The organism is Protofrankia sp. Cj3, from assembly GCF_917627355.1.
Taxonomy (GTDB): domain Bacteria; phylum Actinomycetota; class Actinomycetes; order Frankiales; family Frankiaceae; genus Protofrankia.
The window spans coordinates 2,035-2,551 of the sequence record NZ_CAKJTR010000231.1 but is presented as its reverse complement, the minus strand read 5'-3'; the positions used below and the strand labels follow the sequence as shown (position 1 = coordinate 2,551).

The 517-nt window shown below is 70.0% G+C and carries 1 protein-coding gene; it reads right to left on the bottom strand.

All coding sequences use genetic code 11. The annotated features are described in order from the left end of the window. Nucleotides 1-517 (bottom strand): WD40 repeat domain-containing protein (locus tag MJ783_RS20990; RefSeq protein WP_239313043.1); only part of this gene is annotated, 517 nt, incomplete at both ends.

Genomic DNA, 517 nt, shown 5'->3' with positions numbered 1-517 from the left:
CCCACCAGAAGGAGCCGGCCGGCTCACCGACCAGCTTGTATGAGCCGTCCGCCAGCAGAACCGCCCACCCGTCCCGAATGCCGATGACGGTCGCGATCTGTTGGCCGGTCGCGGTATCCCACAGCCGGACCGTGCCGTCGTCACCCCCGGATGCGATCATGGAGCTGTCCGGGGAGAATCCCACCGACCACACCCGGTCGGTGTGGCCGATCAGGGTGCGCAGTTCCCGCCCGGTCGCGACGTCCCACAACCGGACCATGCGGTCGTCACCCCCGGATGCGATCATGGAGCCGTCCGGGGAGAACCCCACCGACCACACCCCGCGGGTGTGGCCGGTCAGGGTGCGCAGTTCCCGCCCGGTCGCGACGTCCCACAACCGGACCATGCGGTCGTCACCCCCGGATGCGATCATGGAGCCGTCCGGGGAGAACCCCACCGACCACACCCAGTCGGTGTGGCCGGTCAGGGTACGCAGTTCCCGCCCGGTCGCAACCTCCCACAACCGGACCGTGCCGTC